The sequence below is a fragment of the Streptomyces sp. NPDC001787 genome (genome assembly GCF_040297465.1).
Lineage (GTDB): Bacteria > Actinomycetota > Actinomycetes > Streptomycetales > Streptomycetaceae > Streptomyces.
This window is the reverse complement of the sequence record NZ_JBEOZE010000023.1, coordinates 130,028-150,542: the sequence shown is the minus strand read 5'-3', so window position 1 is coordinate 150,542 and position 20,515 is coordinate 130,028. Positions and strand designations below refer to the sequence as shown.

At 70.2% G+C, this 20,515-nt stretch carries 17 protein-coding genes; 4 read left to right on the top strand and 13 right to left on the bottom strand.

What is annotated here, in order from left to right; genetic code table 11:
• Positions 1 to 4 precede the first annotated feature (4 nt).
• The 8 genes from ABT170_RS27815 to ABT170_RS27780 all read right to left on the bottom strand — a co-directional run bounded on the left by ABT170_RS27815 (position 5) and on the right by ABT170_RS27780 (position 9,557).
• Entirely contained in the window at positions 5 to 649 is a 645-nt protein-coding gene (locus ABT170_RS27815) for a GDSL-type esterase/lipase family protein (RefSeq protein ID WP_351871853.1), read from the bottom strand.
• 113 nt (positions 650 to 762) lie between these two features.
• Positions 763 to 1,575 (bottom strand): sugar phosphate isomerase/epimerase family protein, encoded by an 813-nt coding sequence (locus tag ABT170_RS27810; RefSeq protein WP_351871850.1) that lies wholly within the window; start codon positions 1,573 to 1,575, stop codon positions 763 to 765.
• 250 nt (positions 1,576 to 1,825) lie between these two features.
• Positions 1,826 to 3,253, bottom strand: a complete 1,428-nt coding sequence (locus tag ABT170_RS27805; RefSeq protein WP_329947079.1) for a polysaccharide lyase 6 family protein — start codon at positions 3,251 to 3,253, stop codon at positions 1,826 to 1,828.
• Between the two features lie 156 nt (positions 3,254 to 3,409).
• Positions 3,410 to 4,843, bottom strand: a complete 1,434-nt coding sequence (locus ABT170_RS27800) for a polysaccharide lyase 6 family protein (protein WP_351871847.1) — start codon at positions 4,841 to 4,843, stop codon at positions 3,410 to 3,412.
• Positions 4,844 to 4,888: 45 nt separating this feature from the next.
• Positions 4,889 to 6,241, bottom strand: coding sequence for an alpha-L-fucosidase (locus tag ABT170_RS27795; protein WP_351871844.1), 1,353 nt, complete (start codon positions 6,239 to 6,241; stop codon positions 4,889 to 4,891).
• A gap of 153 nt (positions 6,242 to 6,394) precedes the next feature.
• Positions 6,395 to 7,261: a carbohydrate ABC transporter permease gene (locus tag ABT170_RS27790; RefSeq protein WP_266926625.1), complete on the bottom strand. Its 867-nt coding sequence runs from the start codon at positions 7,259 to 7,261 to the stop codon at positions 6,395 to 6,397.
• Positions 7,258 to 8,232 carry a carbohydrate ABC transporter permease gene (locus tag ABT170_RS27785; RefSeq protein ID WP_351871841.1) on the bottom strand — a complete coding sequence of 325 codons (975 nt, stop codon included), beginning with the start codon at positions 8,230 to 8,232 and terminating at the stop codon, positions 7,258 to 7,260. Before ABT170_RS27785 ends, ABT170_RS27790 begins: the two co-directional genes overlap by 4 nt.
• Positions 8,229 to 9,557 carry a sugar ABC transporter substrate-binding protein gene (locus ABT170_RS27780; protein WP_329947083.1) on the bottom strand — a complete coding sequence of 443 codons (1,329 nt, stop codon included), beginning with the start codon at positions 9,555 to 9,557 and terminating at the stop codon, positions 8,229 to 8,231. Before ABT170_RS27780 ends, ABT170_RS27785 begins: the two co-directional genes overlap by 4 nt.
• 488 nt (positions 9,558 to 10,045) lie before the next feature.
• Between ABT170_RS27780 and ABT170_RS27775 the strand changes: the two genes are divergently transcribed.
• The gene (locus ABT170_RS27775; RefSeq protein ID WP_351871837.1) at positions 10,046 to 11,056 is read left to right on the top strand and encodes a hydroxyacid dehydrogenase; all 1,011 of its coding nucleotides are present in this window, start codon (positions 10,046 to 10,048) and stop codon (positions 11,054 to 11,056) included.
• A 104-nt stretch (positions 11,057 to 11,160) separates the two neighbouring features.
• Here the strand turns inward: ABT170_RS27775 and ABT170_RS27770 are convergent, their stop codons facing one another.
• Genes ABT170_RS27770 through ABT170_RS27755 form a run of 4 tightly spaced genes read right to left on the bottom strand, consistent with a single transcriptional unit; the run spans position 11,161 to position 14,054 of the window.
• Positions 11,161 to 11,961, bottom strand: coding sequence for an SDR family NAD(P)-dependent oxidoreductase (locus ABT170_RS27770; RefSeq protein WP_329947085.1), 801 nt, complete (start codon positions 11,959 to 11,961; stop codon positions 11,161 to 11,163).
• A 55-nt stretch (positions 11,962 to 12,016) separates the two neighbouring features.
• A complete protein-coding gene (locus tag ABT170_RS27765; RefSeq protein ID WP_351871834.1) occupies positions 12,017 to 12,799 on the bottom strand; it encodes an SDR family NAD(P)-dependent oxidoreductase in 783 nt (260 codons plus the stop codon).
• Complete coding sequence (locus ABT170_RS27760) at positions 12,756 to 13,520, bottom strand: GntR family transcriptional regulator (RefSeq protein WP_351871831.1); 765 nt, start codon at positions 13,518 to 13,520, stop codon at positions 12,756 to 12,758. Before ABT170_RS27760 ends, ABT170_RS27765 begins: the two co-directional genes overlap by 44 nt.
• A gap of 33 nt (positions 13,521 to 13,553) precedes the next feature.
• Positions 13,554 to 14,054, bottom strand: coding sequence for a VOC family protein (locus ABT170_RS27755; protein ID WP_329947088.1), 501 nt, complete (start codon positions 14,052 to 14,054; stop codon positions 13,554 to 13,556).
• Between the two features lie 192 nt (positions 14,055 to 14,246).
• On the opposite strand from ABT170_RS27755, the gene ABT170_RS27750 reads away from it, so the two are divergent.
• The 3 genes from ABT170_RS27750 to ABT170_RS27740 all read left to right on the top strand — a co-directional run bounded on the left by ABT170_RS27750 (position 14,247) and on the right by ABT170_RS27740 (position 19,286).
• Positions 14,247 to 16,451, top strand: coding sequence for an alpha-ketoacid dehydrogenase subunit alpha/beta (locus tag ABT170_RS27750; RefSeq protein WP_329947089.1), 2,205 nt, complete (start codon positions 14,247 to 14,249; stop codon positions 16,449 to 16,451).
• A 37-nt stretch (positions 16,452 to 16,488) separates the two neighbouring features.
• On the top strand, positions 16,489 to 17,844 hold the full coding sequence (locus tag ABT170_RS27745; protein WP_351871827.1) for a 2-oxo acid dehydrogenase subunit E2: 1,356 nt from the start codon (positions 16,489 to 16,491) through the stop codon (positions 17,842 to 17,844).
• Positions 17,845 to 17,954: 110 nt separating this feature from the next.
• The gene (locus ABT170_RS27740) at positions 17,955 to 19,286 is read left to right on the top strand and encodes an MFS transporter (protein WP_351871824.1); all 1,332 of its coding nucleotides are present in this window, start codon (positions 17,955 to 17,957) and stop codon (positions 19,284 to 19,286) included.
• 161 nt (positions 19,287 to 19,447) lie between these two features.
• Here the strand turns inward: ABT170_RS27740 and ABT170_RS27735 are convergent, their stop codons facing one another.
• Entirely contained in the window at positions 19,448 to 20,386 is a 939-nt protein-coding gene (locus ABT170_RS27735) for a MerR family transcriptional regulator (RefSeq protein ID WP_351871821.1), read from the bottom strand.
• Positions 20,387 to 20,515 lie beyond the last annotated feature (129 nt).

The window sequence follows — 20,515 nt, the reverse complement described above, 5'->3', positions numbered from 1 at the left end:
CCGCCTACCCTCGTGGGTGCGGGCCCGCCGCGGGGTCGACCGCGGCGAACCAGGCATCGGCGATCAGTCTGTGGCCGAGGGCTGTCGGATGGACCCCGTCCCGGGCCAGCTCCGCTGCCTCCCTCTCCTCCGCGGCACGGCTCATCACGAGATCCGCGCGAACCACCCGGGCCCCGTTGGCGAGCGCGGCCCGAAGGACGGCGTCGGTACGGGGCGACAGGTCCTCGAACCACTCCTGCTGTTCCGTGGTGACCGGGAGCAGGAAGGGCGTGATGACGACGAGCCGGGCGGACAGTATCCGCGCGGTGTCCGCGAGCAGGCTGCCGAGACAGTCCTCGAACTCGTCGACCGGGCTGAGAAGTCCCTGGTCGTAGCGCCGCCAGGTGTCATTGACGCCGATCTTGACCGTGACCGTCGTGGGCCGGTGGTCGAGGACGTCGGCGGTCCAGCGGGATGCGAGGTCGTACACGCGGTTTCCGTTGAGGCCCTCGTTGATGACGGTGGGGCCGGGGCCCTGCCGGGCACGCAGCGTCTGCGCGATCTCATGGACGTATCCATGTCCGAGGGATGCGGAATCCGATCGGTCGCGGCCCGCATCGGTGATGGAGTCGCCGATGAACAGGAGCGTGTCCTGCTCCGTGATGTGCATGTCTGGCCTCCTGGCACAGGGGGGGGACGGGATGGAAGGCGCTCGGTACCGGAAGCCGCGTACGCTCCGGTCCTCGCACGGCGAAGGGTGGCGGACCACGCCGAACAGGTCTTTCACAGACGCTCTCGTCCGGGCCTCCCCCGGATCGTCGGCCTCCCGGACGTCCCGGGTGCGAGGGCCGCGGCGCGCCGCAATGTCGTGGCCTCGCGCGTCAGCACGTCCGGATCGTCGCCGGGCACGAACTCCAGGAGCGCCTCGACCGGGGTGCTCCGCCGCTTCAGCAGATCGAAGACCCCGGTCCACAGGTCCTCCCGGTCCGCCAACGGCAGTCTGTGGTTGGCCGGCCACCACGAGAAGACGTGCACCGCGCTCACGCGGTCGCCGAGTGTCATGAGCCCTGCCAGCGCCTCCTCGTCGGGGGCGTCGAGCGGTGGCTGCCAGTAGGTGCGCAGATTGTCCGCGCCCACCTCGTCCAGGAGTTGAAGGGTTGAGGCAACAGTGTCGGTAAGAGTCTTCGTATGGAACTCCAGCGCCAGTTCCAGGCGGTGGTCCGCGGCGATCCGGGCGGCCTCCCGCAGGCCGGCCACGGTCTCGCTCCGCTCCTGCGGCGTGGCGGCCCGCGAGCCGGCACCGCCCGCCCAGACCCGCACCCGTGGCGCCCCGAGAAGCACCGCGGCACGCGCGATCGCCGGGAACGCGTCGATTTCGCCCGGGGTGGCGCGGAAGTACGAGCCGTACGAACAGCAGCCGAGCCCGTACGTCTCGGAGGCGTCGCGGACCGCGCGGAGGGCATCGGCGTCGTCCGGTGGCGCGTGCACGTCGGCTCCCCACTCGACCACCTCCAGCCCGGCCTCCGCGGCGCGGCGTGCCACCTCGGCGGCGGGCAGTCGCCGGAAGGTGACCGAGCACAGCCCCGTCCTGGTCACGACGTCACCCGGCCCGGCCCGCGGACGGCTGGCCCTGCGGTGCGCGGCACCACGTCTCTTCTCCTCATGGTCACGGCGTTCCTTCCCTGCGGTCGCCCTGCGGCGCCTTTGTGCACATTCTCGGGGCCGCGAGTCCTGGTGCCTCCACCCCGCGCGGGCGGCCGGCGGAGGAGGCGGTCCGCCCCGGCCGGACGGACGGACCGCCTCACCGGCGCCCTCTCACCGGCTCGTTGTCACGAGCGGGCGACTCTCAGGCCGCGTTCGGGCCCACGTCGGCGGTCGTGAGGGGGTGACGGAGTGCGGGCGCTGTCGAGTATTCGTCGGCGCCGACGTCCCGTGCGCCGCCGCGCGCGTCGCCGTCGATGTCGTCGGTCACGGTGGGACTGCCCAGGGTGGCCGCGCCGATCGCCGGACTGCCCGCCGACAGCCGGGCGATGCCGTCCGGGCCGGTCACCAGCTTCGGGTCGACGCGGGTGTAACCGCCGGAAGGCGCGTTGCCGTTGGACGCGGTGCCCCACAGGATGTTGCTCTGCCAGGTGAACGCGGTGGTCGTTCCCATGGCGACGAGGCTGCCGGAGGAACCGACGAACAGGTTGTCGGCGATGACGGCGTTCCGGGGCTCGTGCTCCCGTGTCTCGCCGGACAGGGTGCTGGAGTTGTCGAGCAGCGTGTTGTGCACGATCACCGCGCGGTCGCAGGCGTCGTTGCCCCGCCGCTCCTCCGTCGTCTCGCCCGAGTGGTGGTCGCGGGTGGTACCGCTGCCGATCACCAGGGCCCGGCCCGACAGCCCGCCGAGGTAGTTGTTGACGACGAGGTGGTCGTTGCCGTAGAGGCGCAGTCCGTCCGTTCCGCCGAGCAGGTAGTTGCCTTCCACCCTGGAGCGGTTGCCGTGCCGCAGCACGATTCCGCCGAGGCTGTCGCGGATGGTGTTGTACCGGATGGTGTTGTCGGAGGACTTCACCGAGATGGTCTCGGGGTCGCCGTTGCACCGCTCGAACAGGTTGTACTCCACGACCGCGTTGGCGCCGGACAGCGCCCGCCCGCTGACACCGAGCCGGATCGGCTCGCCGCCGTTGGCCCCGCCGAAGCTGTGGTCGGAGAAGTGGTTCCTGAAGATGTGCAGGCGCTGGGCCATGGCGGTCGAGCCGGGGCCGTCGACCACGATGAAGATGCCCGCGGTGGTCTTGTCGTGGAAGTGGTTCCGGTCGATCTTCGCGTCGTCCGCCCGCACGACGACCCAGTACAGCCCTTCGATGTCGGCGAAGCGGAAGTCGTTGCGGGTCAGCCGGATCCGCGAGCAGTTCGCCGGGAGTTCGAGCGAGGTGCTCTGGCGGAAGGCGAAGCCGCTGACGGTGATGTTGCTGGAGTTGGCGAAGACGAAGCCGCGCTCGCCCTGGAGCACCGCGCCGCCGCGGGTTTCCGAGATGATGGTGATCGGTGCGTCTGTGGTGCCGTTCTTGCCCGAAACACTGATGGAGCCGCCGGACGGAACGGTGTAGGTGCCGTCCGCCAGGACGATCCGGTCGCCCGGCGCAGCGGCGTTGATCGCGCTCTGGAGGGCGGCCAGGGACGTGACCGGAGCTGCGGCCTCCGCCGCGCCCGCCGAGGACAGTCGGGTGAGCGGCACGGCGGCCAGCGCTGCCACCGCGGTGCCGGTGAGGAACGTGCGTCGTTGCATGATGCCTCCTGCTGGGACGAGAAGGTGCCGGGTGGGACAAGAGGGTGCCGGGCCGATCCGTGCCGCCCCCGCGGCCGGACGTGCCGTGGACCAGCTGTGGCGGGCGGTGGGAGGACCGGGCCCGAAGCGGACCGGCCCTCCCACCCGGGCGGGGGTTCAGCGGGAACGGGGACCCACATCGGCCGGGGACAACGGCCGGTGCTTGGGGGGCCTGCGGGAGTACTCGTGCGCGCCCACGTCCCGGACCCGCCCGCGCGGGTTTCCGTCGATGTCGTGGGTGACGGGCGGCCGCCTGAGTGTGCCCGCGTCGATCAGCGGGCTGTCCGCGGCCGGTCTGGAGATGCCGTCGTGACCGGTCACCGTCCTCGGGTCGACGCGGGTGTATCCGGCGGCCGGGATGTTGCCGTCAGGAGCGCCGCCCCACACGATGTTCCCCGACCAGGTGAACCGTACGGTGTTCGCCATCGAGACCAGTTCCCCCGAGTCGGCGACGAACAGATTGTCGGCGACGGTCACGTCCTGCGGCGCGTGGGGGCGGTGGCTCTCGCCGGAGAGCGTGCCCGCGTTGTTCACCAGGGTGTTGTAGGCGATCAGGACCCGGTCGGGCGCGTCATTGCCCCGCCGCGCGTCGGCCGGCTCGCCGGGCAGGTGGTCGCGAGCCGATCCGCTGCCGATCACCAGGGCCCGCCCGGAGAGGCCGGCGAGGTAGTTGTTGACGATCACATGGTCGTCGCCGTAGATCCGGAGGCCGTCCGTGCCGCCGATGAGGTGGTTGCCCTCCACCCTGGTGCGGTTTCCGTGCCGCAGTACGATCCCGCCGAGGCTGTCGCGGACGGTGTTGTACCGGATGGTGTTGTCCGAGCTCTTGACGGAGATCGCCTCGGGGTCGCCGTCGGCGCGCTCGAACAGGTTGTACTCCACCACCGCGTGGGCACTGGACAGCGCCCGGGGACTGACGCCGAGCCGGATCGGCTCACCGCCGTTGGACCCGGCGAAGCTGTGGTCGGAGAAGTAGTTCCTGAACACATGGACGCGCTGGGCCATTTCCTCCGTACCCGCGCCCTCGACACCGAGGTAGATGCCGAGCGTGGACTTGCCGTGGAAGTGGTTGTGGTCGACCTTGCTGTCGTCCGCCCGCACCATCACCCAGTGCACGCCCTCGATGTCGGCGAGCTGGAAGTCGTTGCGGGTCAGCCTGATGTGCGAGCAGCTCTCCGGGATCTCCAGGGTGCCGCTCTGGCGGAAGGAGAAGCCGCTGAGGGTGATGTGGCTGGACGTGTCGAAGACGAAACTGTGTGCGCCGTGGAGGACGACACCGCCGAGGGACTGGGCGGCGATGGTGATGGGGGCTCGCCCGGTCCCCCGCTTGTTCCGGATGGTGAGGGGGCTGTCCGGAGGAATGGTGTAGCTGCCGTCGGCGACCACGATCCGGTCACCCGGCCGTGCCCGGTCGATCGCGGCCTGGAGCTCGGCCGGCGAGACGGCCACCGTCGAGGCCGCGACGGCGCTGCCGGTCAGAAGACTGCCGGTGGGGGCGGCGGCAAGAGCTGCCCCGGCCGCCGTGCCCATCAGGAACGTACGGCGTTGCATGATGCCTCCGAGAGTGTGGTGGTGGAAAGAGGGGAGCCGGCCGCCTCAGCCGTCGGCCCGGTCGGCCGGAGCGTCCAGGTACAGCTCGATGACGGGCACGGGGGTGTCGGGGCGCTGTACGGGGATCTGGAGGGTGAGCGTCCCTGCGGGCTGCCCACCCATCTCGGTGTTGAGCGCGGGCCGGTCCGGGGCGATGTGGATCCGGGTGATCTCGGAGGCGTCGTTGAGCAGTTGGGCATAGCGGACCTTGCCGCCGAGTCCCGGCAGGTGCAGATGGCGCAGCGGCCACGCGAACAGGTGGACGTAGAGCCGGTTGCCCCGCTGGGTGTACCGGCACTCGGAGGGGGCGTGGTACGGGGACGGGCCGCAGCCGCGGACCGACCGCTCGTGCAGGTCCATCCAGCGGCCGATCTCCCCGAGGACGGCGACGGCACGCGGTTCGAGGTCGCCGCGCCCGGTCGGTCCGACGTTGAGCAGCAGGTTGCCGCCCTTGGACACCCCGTCCACCAGCATGCGGATCAGCAGGTCGGCGCTCTTGTGGTCGAGGTTGTCGCGGTCGTAGCCCCAGCTGCCGTTGAGCGTCTGGCAGGCCTCCCACAGCACGGGCTGCCCGTCCTTGGTCATGGGACCGGAGGGCTGGTACTGCTCGGGCGTGACGAAGTCGCCGGGAAGGCCGGTCCGGTCGTTGACGAGGATGTGCGGCTGGAGTTCGCGGACGGTCTCCAGGAGCTTGGGGGAATCCCAGTCGTCGGGGCCCTTGCCGCCCCACCAGGTGCGGCCCGCGTACGAGAAGTCGAAGAACAGGTAGTCGACGCGTCCGTAGGACGTCAGCAGTTCCCGGACCTGGCCGTGCAGATAGCGCTGGTACTCACGGATGTCCCGGTCGGCGTTGGCGGCCTTGAACTCCTCGTCGTCGCGCTGCGGGTGGATGCCGTCCACGGGGAAGGAGGGGTGGTGCCAGTCGATCAGGGAGTAGTAGAGGCCGACCTTGAGCCCCTCGGCGCGGCAGGCCTCGACGAACGGCCCGACGAGGTCGCGGCCGTGCGGGGTGTTGGTGACCTTGTAGTCGGTGAGGGCGCTGTCCCACAGGCAGAAGCCGTCGTGGTGCTTGGCGGTCAGGACGACGTAGCGCATCCCCGCCGCCTTCGCCGCCCTGGCCCACCGGGCGGGGTCGTAGCGGTCGGGGTCGAAGTGGTCGAAGTAGACCTGGTACTGCTCGTCGGTCAGCTTCTCCTGGTTCTTGACCCACTCGTGCCGGGCGGCGAGGGAGTACAGGCCCCAGTGGATGAACATGCCGAACCGGTCCGTGGTGAACCAGGTGGTGTCCGGTGCCGGTGCGGGCGCCTGGGCGGCGGGCGCGAGCGGGTCCGCCGATGGGGTGTCAGCGCTCGGGGTCATGGGGCATCGCTCCTTGTCGTCGGCGTCCGGGTCCCGCCGCCCGGAGCGCCGTCGGCGCTCCGGGCGGCGGGACCGGACAGGCTGGTTGTGCGTGCGGGGCCGGGCCGTGGTGGGTACGGGAGGTGTTCGGCTGCTGCCGGACGGTCCGCCGGGTCAGCCCTTCAGGGCGCCGGAGGTCAGACCGTGCACGAAGGAGCGCTGGAAGAACAGGAACACGACCACCGAGGGCAGCAGCGCCAGCAGGGAGGCTGCCATCACCACTCCGGGGGTGACGGCGGGGTCGATCCGCAGGGTGCGCAGCGCCAGCGGCAGCGTGTACGAGGAGGAGTCGGTGGAGACGAGGAGGGGCAGCAGGTACTGGTCCCAGATCATGGTGAACCCGAAGACTCCGATGACCCCGAGCGCGGGCTTGCACATCGGCATGATGATCTGGGCGAAGATACGCAGGTCTCCCGCGCCGTCGATCCGGGCGGCCTCTTCGAGTTCCCTCGGTACGTCCTTCATGAACTCGGTCATCACCAGGATGGAGAATCCCCAGGCTCCCAGGGGAACGATCATTCCGGCCAGGGTGCCGATGAGGTTGAAGTGGACCACCGGAAGGTCGGCGAGGATCAGGGAGAGCGGCAGCGCCAGGATCTCCTCGGGCAGCATCAGGGTCGCCAGGATGGCGACGAGCGCCAGAGTCATCCCGGGGAAGACCTTCCTGGCCAGCGCGTAGCCGGCCAGGACGGAGACCGCCACCTGGAGCAGCAGTCCGAAGCCGACGACGAAGAACGAGTTCAGCAGATAGCCGAGCACGCCCTGGTCGAAGGCGATCCTGAAGTTCTCCAGGGTGGTGCCCGAGGGGATGACGCTCAGCTGGGTCGGGTCCTTGACCTGGCTGAAGGCACTGACCAGCAGGGCCAGCAGGGGCCCGGCGAAGACGATCAGGACCAGCAGGTAGGTGACGGCCTTCAGGATCCGCCCGCCCGGACTCCTGCTCTCGGTCAGGCCCAGCGCGGTCTCGGTCGGCGCGTTCACTTGCTCTCCCTCCGTCGCAGCAGATGGACGACGATTGTCAGGACCAGCGTCGCGAGGAACAGCAGAACGGCTCCCGCCGCGCCGACACCGAGTCGGTTCTGCTCCAGCCCGAGCTTGTAGATCAGGGTCATCACGACTTCGGTGGAGCCGTCGGGTCCGCCGTTGGTGAGCAGGAACACCTCGGTGAACACGCGCAGCCCGCGGATGGCGGCGAGGATGAACAGGATCGAGAACACCGACCGCAGTCCGGGCACGGTCACATGCCACACCCGCTGCGTTCTGGAGGCGCCGTCGACCTTGGCTGCCTCGTACAGACCGCGGTCCACACTCGTCAGCCCGGCGAGGAAGATCATCATGTCGTAGGGGGCGCCCCGCCAGATACCGGTGACCATGATGGAGGCCATCGATGTGTCGGGGTCGTTGATGAATCCCGAGGGGCCGAATCCCACCAGGCCGAGGATGCCGTTGAGCATGCCGTCCTCGGTCGGGTGGTACATGATCCGCCACAGTTCGGCGACGACGGCGATCGGCACCACGACCGGGAGGAACGCCGCGGAGCGGATGAATCCCAGCCGGCGGCCCTGTCCCTCCATCAGCAGCGCGAGCGCGAGGCCGAGCGCCATCGAGCCGGCCGTCTGACCGGCGGCGAGGACGACGGTGTGCCACGCGGCCTCGCGGAAGCCTTCGGAGTGGAGCACCGTGGAGTAGTTCTCGGTGCCGACCCAGCTGCTGCCGAGGTAGGGCTGGACGTCCTGGAAGGACATGGTCAGCGCGTTGGCCATGGGGATGAACTTGAAGTACAGGAAGAGGAGCAGTGCCGGGGCCAGGAACAGCCACGGAGTCCACCACCGGCCCGCCCGGCGGTTGCTCCGGCGGCGGCCGGCGGCGCCCCCTCCGGCCTGCCTGCCCGTTTTCGGCGCGGCTGGGCCGGCCGCCGCGGGGGCGGCCGGATCCGCCTGGTCGAGGCTCATGACGCGGCGATCCCCTGCTCCTTGAGGATGTCGGCGAGCTGCTTGTCGAGTTCGCCCAGCTTGGCCTCGGTGTCCAGATCGCAGTCGGCCATCAGCGCGTTGACGGTCTCCGCCGTCGTCTGCCGCACCGGGGTCCAGTTGGGGATGGACGGCGCGTACCGGCCGGAGTCCCGGTAGGCCTCCGCATAGGTGTTCCAGCGGGGGTCGGGGCGGACCTCGGAGATGTCCACCGTCTTGTTGACGGGCAGTTGCACGGTGAAGCCGGTGTCGCCCTGCATCCCGATCTTCTGTCCCTCGGCGGAGACGGCGAAGTCGGCGAAGGCGTCCTGGCCCGCCCGGTTCTCGGAGCCGGCCATCAGATAGACGGAGGCACCCTCGGCGAGCACGGTCGCGTCCTTGGGCCCCTTGGGCATCGGCACGACCTCGTACTTGTCCTTGCCGAGCGTCTCGTCGAAGCGCGGCAGCAGATACGGGCCGACGACGAACATGCCGGTCCGGCCCGCCTCGAACGTCTCGTTCGTGGGCGGGGTCTCCATGGTCACGGCACCGGGCTGGATGACCTTGTTCTCGCAGCCGAGACCACGGAACCACCGCACTGCCTCCAGCGATGCCTTCGTGGTCATCGCGGGCTTGTAGGTGCCGTCGCCCGACTCGGTGATGAAGTCTCCGCCCGCCGCCCAGAGGAAGTTGGAGAAGTACCAGGAGGCGTAGCCGCGCTTGGTGGAGAGGGGGGCCGCGAGGCCGAAGGTGTTCTTCTTGCCGTCACCGTCCGGGTCCTTCGTGGTGAAGGCGGAGGCCATCGCGGAGAAGTCGTCCCAGCTCCGCGGGACCTCCAGCTTCAGTTTCTCGCGCCAGTCCTTGCGGATCAGCAGCGCGGACGCCTGCGCCGAGTACGGCAGGCCGAACTGCTTGCCGTCGACGCTCCTGCCGGAGTCCAGCCCCTGGCCGATGAGCTGATCGGCGCTCTTGATCCTGTCCAGGTCGATCTCCCGGAGCAGGCCCTGGCTGTGCATGGCTCCGAGCTGTGTCACATCGTTCATGACGATGTCGGGAAGGTTCTTCTGCGCGGCCCGCTGCTGCAGCTTCGTCTCGAAGTCGTCGAAGATCGCTGTGACCTTCACCTTGAAGCCCGTCGCCTTCTCGAAGGCGGCGGCGAGCTTCAGGGTGCCCTTCTCCCCCGGTCCGCCCGGTGTCGTCCTGGTCCACAGTTCGAGCGGTGCCTTGGAGTTCTGCTTGGCGTCCACTCCCGCAGGCCCTGATGTACAGCTGGTGAGGACCAGCGCCGAGGCAAGGAACCCCGCACCGATCCAGTGCGATCTCTGCATGACAACTCCTGTTTCGCCGCATCACAGCTGGCCTGGAAAGCGCTTGCTGGGGACGCTAATGGGGTCCGAATCCGTGGTCAATAGTCCGATGAATACAAAAATTTTGCGATGGCTCGCCGGAGCCCCGGCAGGCAACCCCCCTCCACGACCCCGGGCGCCCCAGAGCCTCCACAAGAGGAATGCCGACCCCCAGATATCGCCTGACGAAACGGCAGACCAGCCACTCAGAGGCACCGAGCACCACACTTCGCGTCATCACGCATGACCGCGACGGCGGCCGGGGCAACCACGGCAAGGTAACTCGGCCTCACCTAGGGGCTTTTCCAGTCATCCGATGTATCGTGCTGCACGTTGCGCCGATCGAGGCGCCGAACAAGCCACACCAACCCGCGACATCCGGTCAGACAATTCCCCACACGTCCCACCGGACGCGGGCAGTAAGGATCCCTGACGGATCGCCAGTCGAGGTGCTGAGGAGCGCAACCCGCATGAACGAGCCGGCAGCCCGACCGACAGCACTGTTGGTCATGGAGGAAGAGCGCAGGGCGGACGTCTATCCCCGCGAGGTTCTGGCCGGGATCGACCGGCTCACGGAGCGGCAGGCGCCTGTCCTCACCCGGCAGCAGCTCGCCGAGGACCCCGACGCGCTGCGCGGGGTCGACATCCTGCTCACGGGCTGGGGCGCGCCCGTCCTCGACGCCGCGCTCCTGTCCCGGGCACCCCGGCTGCGGGCCGTCCTCGTCGCGGCGGGATCGGTACGGCACCTGACCACGCCCGCGTTCTGGTCACGCGGGATCCCGATCGTCTCCGCCGCCGCGGCCAACGCCGTCCCGGTGGCGGAGTTCACGCTGGCCCAGATTCTCCTCGGGCTGAAGCAGGTGCACCGCATCACCCGCGAGGTGGCGAGCAGCCGCAGCTTCCCGCACAACCCTCAGGTCCCGGGCGCCCACCGGTCACGCGTGGGCCTGCTGGGGCTCGGGCACATCGGCCGGCTCGTCGCCTCCCACCTGGCCCGATTCGACATCGAGGTCCTCGCGGCGGACCCCGTCGCCGCCCCGGACACCGCGCTGCGGGCAGGGGTCCGGCTCGTCGGTGTGGAGGAACTCTTCGCCACCTGCCATGTCGTCAGTCTCCACGCACCGCTGCTGCCCGAGACCCGGGGAATGATCGGGACGCGGCTGCTGAACTCCCTGGGGCCGGGTGCGACGCTGATCAACACCGCGCGTGGCGGACTCATCGACGAGCACGCGGCGGCGGAGGTCCTGCGCGCGCGGACCGACCTGACCGCCGTACTCGATGTCACCCACCCGGAGCCACCGGTCGAGGACTCGCCGCTGTTCACCCTGCCCAATGTGGTCCTGACACCCCACCTCGCCGGTGCGCTGGGCGCCGAACGCCACCGTCTCGGCGAACTCGTGCTCGACGAGCTCCGCCGCTTCACCGGGGGCCTGCCGCTCCGGTACGCCATCGACCCGGCCCACGCAGCGTCGCTGGCCTGACCCCCGCGGAAGCCGTACGGCGGAGCTGCGGCCACGGCCGGGCGGAGCAGGCAGCGCGCGGGGGCGGCCGGGTGACCGGGTACCGCGCGCCCCTCAGCCCGGCGTCACCGTGCGACCGCGTACCCGTCCGCCGTCCAGCCGCCGTCGCTGACCATCACCTGGCCCGTGATGTTCGCGGCCACCGCGGAGGACAGGAAGAGGGCGAGGTGCGCGATGTCCTCGGGGCTGCCGAGGCGGCCGCGAGGGGTACGGCGGCGCAGCGCCTCCGTGTCCAGCCGTCCGGCGGCCGACAGCCCGGCCAGCAGGTCGGTCTCGACATACCCGGGCGCCAGCGCGTTGACCCGGATGTCGTGCGGGGCCCATTCGACTGCCAGGACCTTGGTGAGAGCGGCGACGGCGGCCTTGGTCGCACAGTACGCGGCGCGCTCGGGCCCGGCGGTCACCCCGTACATCGACGAGGTGGTGAGGACGACGCCTCCGTCCCCCTCGCGCATGACGCGTGCGGCGGCGCGCGCGCAGACGAAGACGCCGGTGAGGTTGACGTCGAGCGCGGTGTTCCAGCGGTCGAGCCCGAGGTCGAGCGAGGGGGCGTTGGCCGACACCCCGGCGTTGGCGACCATGACGGACAGTTCTCCCGTACGGGCCGTGAAGTCGGCGAGCGCCGCGGTCACGGCGTCCTCGTCGCTCACCGGAGCCGTGGCCGTCCCGATCACCCGGTCCGGCCGGCGCGCAGCCAGCACGGGCCGCACCCGGTCCAGTTCGGCGCCGTCGATGTCGAGCAGCAGCACATGGCAGCCTGCTCGCACGAAGGCCTCGGCCATGGCCAGCCCCAGGCCGCGCGCGGCACCTGTGACGCACACGGACCTGCCGTCCAGGTCGGGGTAGACCGCTGCTCGTGTCGTCATGTCCTCTTCCGCTCCCGCTCTCTCCACCGCTTGCTCGCCGCCGCTCCCCGTACCGTCAGATCATGTGCATGCCGCCGTTGACATGGATGACCTCGCCCTGCACGAAGCTCGCCGCGGACGAGCAGAGAAAGGTGACGACGGAGGCCACTTCCTCCGGCCTGCCCAGACGGCCGAGGGGGGTGGAGGAGAGCGCGGTGTCACCGCGGGAGGCGACGTAGTCGCGGGTCATGGGGGTCTCGATGATTCCGGGCGAGACCATGTTGATCCGGGCCCTGGAGCCGAGTTCCCAGGCGAGGCTGCGGGAGAAGGCGAGCAGCGCGCCCTTGGTCGCCGCGTAGTGCGCGTGCCGGACGCTGCCCCGGTGACCGGCCATGGAGGTCAGATTGACGATGCTGCCGCCCTCGTTGAGGTGGGGCAGAACGGCGCGCGTGAGGTAGAAGACACCGTTGAGGTTGACCGAGATCACGGTGTTCCACTGTTCGTCGGTCATGTCGGCGACGGCCTGTTCCGGGTAGATCCCGGCGGCGGGTACGAGGAAGTCGACCGAGCCGAACGTCTCGACCGCCGCGGCGACGAACGCGTTGTTGCTCTCCGGCGATGCCGCGTCCAGGCCACGGGTGATCACGGCCTTGCCGGAGGGGTCGAGCGTCGCGGCGAATTCCTCCAGGGCGCCGGCGTTCAGATCGCCGAGCACCAGATTGGCACCGGCGGCGTGGAACTGCCGGGCCACCTCGCGGTCGATGCCGCCGCCCGCGCCCGACAGGAGAAGGGTCCGGCCCTCGAAGGGGCGGGGGTCAGTCCACGGGGCCTGCTGCGTCTGCTGTGTCGTCGGTGTCATGGTCATCCTCGTTGAACAGTTCGGGGTGTTGGGTCAGCTCCAGCCGCGTGCGGCGGATGTGGCCGGTGAGAAAGCGCTCGGCGTCGACGGTGTCGGCTCGCTTGATCGCCTCGATGATCAGGCGGTGTTCGGCGTGGATCAGCTCCCAGCCGCTGTCGCCCGCGAGCCGGGCGAAGGCGCGCCGGTAGTGCTGTGTGGTGTTCCAGAACCGGTCGACCATGGCGTTGATCTGGTCGACCCGGCATCCGGCGTAGGTGAGCAGGTGCAGACGGCGGTCGAGGTCCAGGAAGCGGTCCACGTCGGTGGTGAGCTCGATCTGCCGCGCGATCGTCTCCAGTTCGGCTACCTGTCCGGCGGTCAGGTTCGGGACGCTCTCGATCAGGGCGAGCGGTTCCAGCCGTTCGCGGATCTTGTAGACGCCCTCGCACTCCGCCATGTCCATCCTGGAGACCCAGGCGCCGCTGTTGGACTTCACGACGGTCAGGCCCTCGGCCGCCAGTATCCGCAGGGCCTCGCGCACCGGGAGCCGGCTCGCGCCGAGCTGCGCGGCGACCTGCTCCTGCATGATCCGCGCGCCGGGGCGCAGTTCACCGCTCAGGATGGCGGCCCGCAGATGGTCCGCGACGCGCTGGCTGGCGACGGCGGCACTGGGACCCGGGGCAGTGGAAGCGGATGTGCCGGCTCCGGGGGTTTCGGATGCGACGGACGGCTTGCGTGACATGGCTCTCCCTGGTGCGGTGTCGCGGCGGCGTGTTCAGACGGAAGGCTGCCACAGCAGCACCGGCGCCCCGTCCTCGTACCGCTTGCCGTCCGGGTAGGAGACCAGCTCCAGCTGCATCCCCCAGGGAGCGAGGAAGTAGACCCACCGCTGTCCCTCGCTGGGGCCCGAACTGGCCGTGGGTCCGCCCAGGATCCGTACGCCGTGCCTCCGCAGATGCGCGACGGCGGCGTCGAGGTCCGTGACGTAGAAGGCGAGGTGGTGGCCGCCGACGTCGCTGTTGCGGGGCGGGCGGGTCTCCTGCCCGGGGGCCTCGTACTCGAAGATCTCGAAGTTCGGGCCGCCGGCGCAGCGGAAGAAGCGCAGCTCGCGCATGACGGCGCGCGGGTGGACGCCGAGGTGGTCGCTCATCCAGGTGCCCTCGGAGCGGAACGGCCCGAGCGAGTAGACGTGCTCGCAGCCGATCACGTCGACGAAGAACCGGGTGGCCTCCTCCAGGTCGGGAACCGTGAAGCCGATGTGCTCGACGCCGGTCAACCCGGGAAGCCCACGCTCTCGGTCATTTTCGGAATGGATCCATTCATCCGCCATGACTCCCACAGTGCGCCGCCATAGGTGCCACAGTCAATGGACATTCCCGAAATCTGAACGTAACGTTCCGGTAACGAGGTATTGGCTATGGATCCATTGGCTGCGACAGTGCTCACCGAATCACACAGGAGAGTGCTCATGCCCACACACCGGAAACTGGCCCCCGCCTCACCGTGGACCGAGGTGACGGCCACCAAGAAGGACTGGCACAGCGCCGACCCGCAGCTGCTGACCTCGATGTTCACCCAGACGCTGCTGATCCGGACGTTCGAGGAGTACGTCCTCGACCTCGCGGGCCAGGGACTGGTCCACGGCCCGGCCCACTCCAGCATCGGCCAGGAGGGCGGCGCCGTCGGCTCCGTGCTCCCGCTGACCGGCGCCGACTTCGTCGGCGGCTCGCACCGCGGTCACCACCAGTTCCTGGCCAAGGCGCTGGGGTACGTCGCGCCCGGCGGCATCGACCTGCGCCGGCCCGTCGACGAGGGGGTGCGCACCGTCCTGTCGCGCAGCCTGGCCGAGATCTGCGGTCTGGCCAAGGGATTCTGCCGGGGCCGGGGCGGATCCATGCATCTGCAGTGGCGCGAGGCCGGGGCCATGGGTACCAACGCGATCGTCGGCGGCGGCGTACCGCAGGCGGCCGGGTTCGCCTGGTCGGCGCGGCAGGCCGGCACCGATGCCGTCTCGGTCAGCTACTTCGGCGACGGCGCGGTCAACATCGGCTCCGTACTGGAGACGATGAACCTCGCCGCGGCCTGGAAGCTGCCGGTCTGCTTCTTCATCGAGAACAACAAGTACGCCGTCTCCACCCACGTGGACGAGGCGACGGCCGAACCCCGGCTCTCGGCGCGCGGCCTGGGCTTCAACATCCCCAGCTGGCGCGTGGACGGCATGGACCCGCTGTCCGTGTACCTCGCCATGAGCGAGGCCGTGGACCACATGCGCGCCGGCCACGGCCCGACCATCGTCGAGGCCGAGGTCTACCGCTACTTCCACCAGAACGGCCCCTTCCCCGGCAGCGCCTTCGGTTACCGCACCAAGGACGAGGAGAAGGAGTGGCGGGCCCGCGACCCGCTGGCCCTCGTCTCCCGGCAGCTCGTCGAGAGCGGCGTCCTGAGCGCCGGTGAGATCGAGGAGTGCACCGCCCGCGCCCAGTCCGTCATGGCCGCCATCGGCGACGAACTGCTGGAACCCGATCCCGGGGGCAAGCCGGGCACCCGCCGCATCAGACCCGCCGAATGGCCCGACCCGTCCTTCCGTGATGTCGGCGTACGGGGCGACCTCAGCGAGTTCGAAGGCGTGCGCCTCGCCGACACCGCCCCCGGCGCCGGGCCGGACGCCTTCCAGGGGCGGCTGGAGCAGCGGAAGTTCATCGACGTGGTGGCCGAGGTGATGGGCCGCCGCATGGCACAGGACTCATCGGTCGTCGTCATGGGCGAGGACGTGCACCGCCTCAAGGGCGGTACCAACGGCGCGACCAAGGGGCTGGCCGAAGCCCACCCCGACCGGGTCCTGGGCACGCCCATCAGCGAGAACGCCTTCGCGGGGCTCGCCGGTGGCATCGCGCTCGACGGCCGGTACAAGCCGGTGGTGGAGTTCATGTACGCCGACTTCATGTGGGTCGCGGCCGACCAGATCTTCAATCAGATCGGCAAGGCGCGGCACATGTTCGGAGGCGACGGTCAGGGATCCGGCGTGCCGCTCGTCCTGCGCAGCAAGGTCGCCATGGGCACCGGCTACGGCTCCCAGCACTCGATGGACCCGGCGGGAATCCTGGCGACGGCCCCCGGCTGGCGCATCGTCGCCCCGTCGACGCCCTTCGACTACGTGGGCCTGATGAACAGCGCGCTGACCTGCAAGGACCCGGTCGTCGTCCTGGAGCACACCGACCTGTACAACGCGGTCGGCCCGGGTCCGGTCGACGACTTCGACTACTGCCTGCCCGTGGGCAGGGCCGCCGTGCGCCGCACCGGATCGCGGATCACCGTCGTCTCCTACCTCGCGATGACCGGCCATGTCCTGGAAGCCGTCGAGCAGCTGGGGCTGGATGCCGAGGTCATCGATCTGCGCTGGCTGGACCGCGCCAGTCTCGACTGGGACACCCTCGGCGAGAGCATCCGCAAGACCAACAACGTGCTCATCGCCGAGCAGGGCCCCGTCGGCACCTCCTACGGCGGCTGGCTGGCCGACGAGATCCAGCGCCGCTACTTCGACTGGCTCGACCAGCCGGTCCAGCGCGTCCAGGCCGGTGAGTCCTCGCCGAGCATCAGCAAGGTGCTGGAGCGGGCGGCCATCGCGCGGACCGAAGAGGTCGTGGCAGCGCTCCAGCGGGTCACCGGGAACTGACCCTCCCCGTACGGCAGAACACCCAGGAGGGTTGATCATGGCAGAACTGTTCCGAATGCCCGCTGTGGCCGCCGACGCGGCAACGGCGGTGCTGTCCGCCTGGCAGGTGGCGGAGGGCGCCTCGTTCACGAAGGACGACGCGCTGGTCTCCATCGAGACGGACAAGGCAGAGGTCGATGTCGCCGCCGACCGTGACGGCGTGCTGCTCAAGACGCTCCACGAGGCCGGTACGGAGGTCGAGGTCGGGGATCCGATAGCCGTACTCGGCGCCGCCGGGGAGCAGCCCGGTGACCTCGGCGCGCTGCTGGCGGAGCTGGGCGTCGGCGTCACGGGGCCCGGCGAGGCCCGGCAGGCGGTACGCAGGGACGTGCCGGAGGACGCGGACGCGGAACGTCAGACGTCCCCGGCGTCCCGGACATCCCCGGTGGCGTCCACGCCCTCCCCCGCCGCACCGCCGGAGGGCGGGCCGGACCGCGGCGGGCGCGTCTTCAGCAGTCCCCTGGCCCGCAGACTGGCCCGGGAGGCCGGGCTGGACATCGAGCTGCTCACCGGCACGGGTCCCGGCGGCCGCGTCGTCCGGCGCGATGTCGAGGCCGCGGTCACCGCTCGCCAGGCACCGGCCGCGGTGGAACCCCCGGCCCCCCGGCCGAACGCACCCGTGCCGGCCGCCGCACCCGACAGCGCCGATGGTGCCGGTGACGCCGGGGATCGCGGTGACCACGAGGACATCCCGCACAGCCGCATGCGCCGGGCCATCGCCAGGCGCCTGACCGAGAGCAAGCAGCACACCCCGCACTTCTATCTGCGGGCGACCTGTGCCGTGGACGAACTGCTGGCCCTGCGGCAGCGGCTCAACGCCGTCAGCCCCGTCAAGGTCTCGGTCAACGATCTGCTGATCAAGGCCGTCGCCACGTCGCACGTCCAGGTGCCCGAGATGAACGCGATCTGGCGGCCGGAGGCCGTCCGCAGGTTCGGCACCGTCGATGTCTCGGTCGCCATCGCCACCGGCAAGGGCCTCGTGACCCCGGTGCTCCGTGACATCGGGAACCTGTCGGTGTCGGCGATCGCCGCGCGGACCCGCGCCTACGCGGAGCAGGCGCGCTCCGGGTCGCTCCGTCCCGCCGATCTCGAAGGCGGCTCGATCACCGTCTCGAACCTCGGCATGTACGGGGTTGAGGAGTTCGCCGCCATCATCAACCCGCCGCAGGCCGCGATCCTCGCCATCGGCGCCGCACGCGACGAGGCGGTGGTCCGCGACGGCGCGGTCACCGCGGCCAAGGTCCTCGGCGTGGTCCTGTCCGTGGACCACCGCCCGGTGGACGGAGCGGTGGCCGCACGCTGGCTCGCGGTATTCACCGAGGCCGTGGAGAACCCGGTCCGGCTCGTCGTCTGAACCCACCCCGGCCGGGCGGCCCGCGGCGTCACCGCCGTCCGCCGCCCGGCCCCGCCCCCTCGGCCGCAGCCCGCGTCCGACGGCTGCCAGAGCACTCCATGAGGACACCGATGTCTTTGATCCGCGGTTCCCGCACCCCGCGTGCGGTCACACCACCCGCAACCCCGCGCGATGCGCTCGGCGAGCTGGACCACCGCAATATGCGGCGGCTGATGCCGCTGCTGCTGGCCGCCTACATCATGTCGTTCCTGGACCGGACCAACATCGGTCTGGCCAAGGAGCGCCTGGAGGTCGACCTCGGCATCTCCGCCGCGGCCTACGGGCTGGGAGCGGGGCTGTTCTTCCTCACCTACGCGCTCTCCGAGATCCCCAGCAACCTGATCATGTACCGGGTCGGGGCACGCTGGTGGATCACCCGGATCATGCTGACCTGGGGCGTCATCTCCGCCTGCATGGCCTTCGTACAGGGCGAGAAGTCCTTCTACGCCATGCGCCTGCTGCTCGGCGCCGCCGAGGCCGGACTGCTGCCGGGCATCCTGCTCTACTTCACGTACTGGTTCCGCTCCGAGACCCGGGGCAAGGCCATCGGACTGCTCCTGCTCGGCGCCTCCATCGCCAGCGTCGTCGGCAACCCGCTGGGCGGGCTGCTGATGGAGATGGACGGGATGGGCGGCTGGCACGGCTGGCAGTGGATGTTCGTCATCGAGGGAATCCCCTGTGTGTTCCTGGCCTTCGTCATCTTCCGGCTGCTGCCCGACGGTCCCTCCCAGGCATCGTGGCTGAGCGCCGAGGAGGCCCGCATGGTGCAGGACGCGGTCACCCGGGAGCAGGCCGAGGGCGCGGCAGCGGCCGGCAACACCTCCGGATCCCTGCTCACGGTCCTGCGCGACCGGCAGATGCTGCTGGCCATCTTCGCCAACTGGACGCACCAGGTCGCCCTGTACTCCGTCGTCTACTTCCTGCCCGGCATCATCGGCAGCTGGGGCGATCTCTCACCGTTCACCATCGGCCTGCTGACCGGACTTCCCTGGATCACCGCGGCCGTGGGCGCCGTACTCGTCCCGTCCCGTGCGACCACGCCCCGGCGCTCCCGCAACTTCGTGGTGGCGGGTCTGCTGATGATGTTCACCGGCCTGATCGTCGCCGCGGTCGCCGGTCCCGTGATCGCCCTGCTCGGCTTCTGCTTCACCGGCCTGGCGTTCTTCGTCGTCCAGCCCCTGCTGTTCAACTTCCCCGCCACCCGGCTCGCCGGCAAGACCCTCGCGGGCGGACTGGCACTGCTCAACACCATCGGTATCACCGGCGGATTCGTCGGCCCCTACATCATGGGGTACGCCGAGGACGCCACCGGCAACCATCTGTCCGGCCTGTGGGTGTCCGTCGTCCTGCTGGCCCTCGGCGCGCTGGCGGCCACCCGGCTGCGCTTCTCGCCGAAGTCCTGAGCGCTCCGCCGGCACACGGGCCAGGGCCGCGCACCACACAGAACGCATCACGCACCACATCGATCCTGGTGTACAGAACCGTCACGAGGGTGTCCCATTCGGTGATCGTCCACCGCAATGGGGCACCCTCGTTTCACGTCCGCAGGCCTCCGCCTCGGTGACTACCCGGCGCGGTCATTCCGCAGTGCCCGGATGAGCCAGGGATACACCGGGATCAGGTGGGGTACCACGTGCCAGCCGTTGATGATCCAGACCAGCCGCCAGTACCGGTCCACTCCGGGATCGTGCGCTTCCTCGAACTGCTGGGCCATCCAGTCCCGGAGTTCCGTGTCGGGTGTGCGCGCGAACGCCTCGGCGAAGCGGTGCACAAGGCCGTCGACGACGGCCGCGGCGCTGTCGCCGAGCGGGTCGATGCCCGACTCCATGGCCTCGGCCACCTTCTGGCGGGTGAACGCCATCAGTTCCTCGCCGGCCTTCCGCTCGATGCCGAGCAGGCGCCCGCCGGCCCGGAACGCCGCCGTCCGGCGCAGCCGGGCCCGGAAGTCCTGGTCGCCGACGAGTCCGGCGAGTTCCACCCATGCGGCGACCTGGTCGGTGGAGGGATCGTCGGGGAGTTCGGGAGTGGCGGCACGCACCATGGCCGCCGCGGCCGGCTCTGCGTCCGCAGGGGCGAAGGTGGCGTCGATGAAGGTGTCGATCAGGTGTCGGCGTTCCTCGCCGGAGAGTTGTGCGAGCCGGTGCATGAGCTGGGTCTCCTCGGGATCGGCCCCGCGCCGGGCCACGACTCTCAGAACGGTCCGGCGCAGTTGCAGGACCCGGATCTGGATGTCCAGGGCGTCGGCCCGCGCCGCGGCGACTTCCGCCACCGAGAGCTCGCGGTCCAGTACCCGCCGGACGGTGGCCAGGTCCACGCCCAGTTCCCGCAGTGTGCGCAGGAGTTCCAGACGGTGCAGTGCGTCGAGGTCGTAGAGCCGGTAGCCGGCGGGGCTTCGGGTGGTCGGCGCCACCACCCCCGAATCGGAGTAGAACCGGATGGTCCGCACCGACAGGCCGGTCCGCCGGGAGAGCTCCCCGATCGAATAGAGGGTCGTCACGTCCATGTCCCCCACCCTGCTGTCTCCAGTCACTGGAGACTCAAGGCCGAAAGGCGGTCCCGTCGTCCTGGGCGAGGATTGCGCCGGTGTCGGTGACTGAGCACCGGCGTTCACCCGTGACGGAGGGGTCGCAGC